The sequence below is a fragment of the Luedemannella helvata genome (assembly GCF_039528415.1).
In the GTDB taxonomy this organism is placed as follows: Bacteria; Actinomycetota; Actinomycetes; order Mycobacteriales; family Micromonosporaceae; genus Luedemannella; species Luedemannella helvata.
In genome coordinates this window covers 1-4,411 of the sequence record NZ_BAAALS010000065.1, presented here as the reverse complement: position 1 = coordinate 4,411, position 4,411 = coordinate 1, and the positions used below count along the sequence as shown (strand labels likewise).

6 protein-coding genes are annotated in these 4,411 nt (G+C 66.0%); 1 reads left to right on the top strand and 5 read right to left on the bottom strand.

Going from position 1 to position 4,411, the window contains the following annotated elements:
* Positions 1–138: 138 nt before the first annotated feature.
* Both ABD191_RS28435 and ABD191_RS28430 read right to left on the bottom strand, forming a co-directional pair.
* Positions 139–651, bottom strand: a complete 513-nt coding sequence (locus ABD191_RS28435) for a hypothetical protein (protein WP_344088899.1) — start codon at positions 649–651, stop codon at positions 139–141.
* Positions 652–802: 151 nt separating this feature from the next.
* Positions 803–1,642, bottom strand: coding sequence for an NAD(P)H-binding protein (locus ABD191_RS28430; RefSeq protein WP_344088896.1), 840 nt, complete (start codon positions 1,640–1,642; stop codon positions 803–805).
* Between the two features lie 108 nt (positions 1,643–1,750).
* On the opposite strand from ABD191_RS28430, the gene ABD191_RS28425 reads away from it, so the two are divergent.
* Complete coding sequence (locus ABD191_RS28425; protein WP_344088893.1) at positions 1,751–2,113, top strand: winged helix-turn-helix transcriptional regulator; 363 nt, start codon at positions 1,751–1,753, stop codon at positions 2,111–2,113.
* A gap of 281 nt (positions 2,114–2,394) precedes the next feature.
* Here the strand turns inward: ABD191_RS28425 and ABD191_RS28420 are convergent, their stop codons facing one another.
* From ABD191_RS28420 to ABD191_RS28410, 3 genes are all read right to left on the bottom strand, one after another.
* Positions 2,395–3,045 carry a hypothetical protein gene (locus ABD191_RS28420; RefSeq protein WP_344088890.1) on the bottom strand — a complete coding sequence of 217 codons (651 nt, stop codon included), beginning with the start codon at positions 3,043–3,045 and terminating at the stop codon, positions 2,395–2,397.
* Between the two features lie 213 nt (positions 3,046–3,258).
* A complete protein-coding gene (locus ABD191_RS28415; RefSeq protein ID WP_344088887.1) occupies positions 3,259–3,717 on the bottom strand; it encodes a hypothetical protein in 459 nt (152 codons plus the stop codon).
* Between the two features lie 123 nt (positions 3,718–3,840).
* Positions 3,841–4,411, bottom strand: a 571-nt coding sequence (locus tag ABD191_RS28410) for a hypothetical protein (RefSeq protein WP_344088902.1), incomplete at its 5' end; no start/stop codon positions are given.

Sequence of the window (4,411 nt, the reverse complement as noted above, 5' to 3'; positions counted from 1 at the left end):
GCCCTGCCCTCGCAGTGGAACCTCACGTCCGACTGACGGCATCCGGATCTGCCGCTACTGGTGCGCGAGCGACGGCCCAGCGCTCGCCCACCATCGGTGACCCACACCGAAATGGAGTTCAGGCTGGCGTTGGACGGACTACGCGAGCTCTAGCAAGGTCGTGTCGCCGGTGCGGACCATCCAGTCGACCCAGTAGCCGAGTCGCCCGCAGGCCACACAGCGGCTGGTGACCGCTATCGCACGAATGCCGGCATTGTCGGCGTACAGGGAATAGCCCACGGCGACGTTGAAGTCCTCTTCGTCGCCGTCACCGTCGCACTCGCAGACCATGATGGCTGGCTTCATGGCGTCCCAGTACGCGCCGCTGTCGGCGATGAAGTGCTCTGTACCGCAGCCCCGGCAGATGCGCTGAACCGCGCGTTCTTCGAGGTCACCAAGGACGCCGAAGACCTGTCCGCCACACGCGGCGCATGTGCAGATCCGTACTTCATGGACGTCGTAGCCCTCGGCGCCCTGAGCCATCGCGTACGCCACGAGATCTTCGGCGCTCTCGCCCACTGGCCACCCATCAGCCTCATTGATCACCCGACCATTCCTACCGGCCGAAAGCCGATCCTGACCACCCCGAACTTTGATCGGCTTTCCGCTCATGCCGCCGACTGAGCGCCGCCAGGCTGCCCGTTGGGGTCACGCTTCGTGACCAGCGCTCTGCAGCGGCGGGCACCCACAAGTGCCGATGACCGGACAGCCGATCAAGGCTGGCCGGCCATCGGCGATAGGGTAGTTCGACAGGAGCGAGGCGTCAGCGGAAGGCGTTGATGTTGCGCGCGGCCCACGCTGCGAAGGGCCGTGGCGATCGGCCCAGAACCTCCTCCACGTGTGGGCTAATCCGCTGCTCCCGTTCGGTCGGCGCGCCGAGAATCGCCAGTGTGCCGTCGACCACCGGTGGCGGCATGAACTGCAGCATCTGTTCACGGGCCTCGGCAGGCGTCTGCTCGACGAAACCGATCGGCTCCCCGAGGGCGGCGGCGAGATCCGCAGCGCGTTCGCGTGGTGTACTCAGCGCCGGACCGGTCAGCTCGTACGTGCGACCGTCGTGGCGGTCGTGGCGGAGGACGACGGCGGCCACCTCGGCGATGTCGTCCGGGTCGACCACAGGCAGGCCGACGTCGCCGAACGGTGCGGCCACCGTCCGTCCGGTACGGACCGCTTCGGCCCACGCGAACGCGTTGGAGGCGAAGCCGCCGGGGCGCAGGATCGTCCAGCCGAGGCCGGACTGGCGTACGAGGTCCTCGATGGTGTGTAGGGGCGCGTGCGACGCCGCCCCCGGCCGTGTGCCGACCGCTTGCGAGGATTGCAGCACCACACGTTTCACGCCACCGGCCGTGGCGACCCGCAGGATATCGGGCATGTTGAGGTTCGTCCCTGCACCCTCCACGAGCAGGAACATTGCTTCTGCCCCGGCAAGCGCCGGTCGAAGGCTTTCCGGGCGTTCGAGGTCCGCGCGGTGGTGGGAAACCCCGTCTGGCACCGCGATCGGGCGTCGTCCACGGGATACCGCCGTCACCTCGGCGCCCGACGCCGCGAGGGTCGACACAAGTGTGCGGCCGACGTTCCCGGTGGCGCCTGTCACGACAAACATGTCTGTGTCTCCAGTTCAACCGCGTCGCTCGCGCGGCTGGAAGAGACGTTAGTAGCGCAGATATAGTAGATACCTACAGGAAAGTAGGATCTCTGTGACGGAGGGCACGTGGAACGGTCGGCGGATCCCGAGCTGGCGTGTCCGGTCGCGCCGGTCGTCGATATCGTGTTCAGCAGATGGACCACGCCGATCCTGTGGACTCTTCACGAGTACGGTCGGCAGCGATTCGTGGAGCTGGAGCGCCGGCTGACCAGCATCACGCCGAAGGTGCTCACGCAGCGGCTGCGCCAGCTTGAACGCGACGGGCTTGTGGCGCGCACCTACCACGCCGAGGTGCCGCCCCGAGTCGAATACGAGATCACCGAACTGGGTGCCAGCCTGGGCCCGCTCTTCGCTCAACTAGCCTCCTGGGCCGACGCCCGACTGGGAGAGGTCGAGCGGGCGCGGCGCGCCTACGATGCCGGACGATGAGCCTGCGCTGACGTGATCACGCTTGTTGCCGGCAGGACGCTGGGTGTACCTCCCCGCGTTGCGTGAGCTCGCCCAGCACTGCGGCATGAAGACATCTTCGGGAGCAGCTGATCAACGCGTAGAGCGCCGGCATCCGCACAAGCCGCGATGTGCTCGCCACGGTGGGCACCACCGTCGTGCCGGCCAACATCTGGACGTGCCGAGAAGCGTGCGTTGCGACATTGGCGTCGCCAGCGTGCCTGATGTAGACGTATCCCGGCTGATAGCTGGCTGAAGCCATCTTAGCGGCGGCCCAGCGCCTGCGCGAACGCTGACACGATCTGATCGCCGTCTGCACCGAGCAGACGCGCGTCACGCACGAACGCGACGGCCCGCTCGCGCAACACCTCGGCCAGACGTTCCGCATGCACAATTCCGGGCCAATAGGTCAATGCCTTCAACACCGCGGGATCGAGCGTACGACCAACAACAGGACAGCGGATCTTGTAGTGCTCGTCGGAGAAGTCGAGGCTGATCACTGCCAAGAAGGTGTAGCCAGCGAACGCACACGCGGCCTGGAGTGACGAGCGGAGTTGGCTGCCAGCCATGGTCGACAGCCGGGACGCGGCGAGACGGAACAGGGTTGCGAGGGCGGACGGATCAGCTCGTACAAGATCGTCGTCGGCATGACGCTGGTGTAACGTCATTGCGATCATCGATGCAAGCTCGATCGCCGCTTTGCGGTTTTCCTCGGTGCCGGATTGCGCCAACGCGCTCAGCCGCGGCAAGGCGGCGTAGGCGGCCGAGCACCAGCACTCCCTCTCCACGACGAGCCGGTCGCCGAGTCGCTTCCATGCTTCTGCGCTCGGCTGCTGCCCCACATGGTTCAGCAGCGCCGCGACCTCGTCGCCCGGACTACCCTGGCTGTCTCGGAGCTCCGACCAATCGACCACGGGATGAGTTAACACGAGTCCGCTCTCATGACGACCGCGTATCCCGCGCGCTCATGCCGCTGAATGCACGCGGTCGGTCAGTTCGCTGTGCGTTCCCAAGGGCGCTCGATCCACGGGCTGCCGTCGAGGTAAGCCGTGAGTCTGGGGAAGCGCTACCTCGTACGGGTCTCGTCGGTCAGGTTGCCCGACTTGTGGAGTGGTCGGCCGGTGGGGTTAGGGATCGCTTCCGCCGTGCCAAGCCTCGGTCTCGGACACGTACGTGATTCCTGACAGCCGCGGCTGGCCTGGTGTGGCGTCTAGCATCGTCAATAGGCTCAGCGCACGATCACGTAAGTCGGCCCATCGAGGGTCTGTTCGCAGGGCTTCGTGAGTCCAGGTCGACTGCACCCATGCCTCGTGGGCGGTCGCCGCAGATTCCTTTGGCGCTTGCGACATGGTGTTCAGGATTCGGTAGATCGCCCGCAGAGCGGTGAGCTGGTCCTCGGTAAACAGGGCGTCGGCGTATCGTGTGTCGATTGCACGAAACACCTCATCGAAGATCAAAGCGATCTCGTCTGCCGTGGCGACGAACGCCGGAAGCGCCGCGATCTGGCCGTCGGGTGGCAGCGCCATCAACTGCAGAGCGTCGAGCATGTCCGCGCGAAGGTCGCGGTCACCGGTCTGATCGTCCACACTGCCGAGGGTATCGGGCGCCGAGTCGACTGCCGGTGACCCGATCGACCGCATCTGCCGCCATGCGCTCGCCCGGCTACGTGTGGGCCGGCGTCACCACGTTTCAGAGGCCGGTCCGTGAGGTTAAGTCCGTTTCTGGTTGAGAGCGAACAGGCCGGGCTCGGGCTCGGTGAGGACCTGGCGGGCAACGAGGCGCTTGAGCTTTGCTCGGAGGCCTTCAGTGTCTTTCGGGGTGACGCCCAGGCCCAGCGCCGTGCAGACGTCGCGGGCGCGTAGGCCGGGACCGTCAGGATCGAACACGGCAATGATCTGCTGGTAGGGCTCGCTGGAGATGGTCGGTGCGGCGGCCGTCAGCTCGTTGTGAGTGATCTTTTTAAGCGTCTGGCGAGTGATCTGAAGGTCGGCCAGTTCGGCTTCGACCTCAGCGAGTTCGCCTGTGAGCTTGGCGATCTGCTCGCGCAGGTCGTTCGCTGCGGCAGCCACTGCACTGTGGCGGGTGGCGATAAGGTCCAGGATCGTCGTGGTGTTCATGTCCGATGCCGCCAGGTCGGTGTGCTGGTACCGGTCAACCTGCGGATCACGTTCGCCGTCGAGGCCCACAACGTTCTCGACACGCTTGACGCCGGTCGGCTCTCGTACTCGCGGACCAGGCGGCGGTGCAGCATGAGGGTGCCGTTGGTGTTGGGTCGGGCCC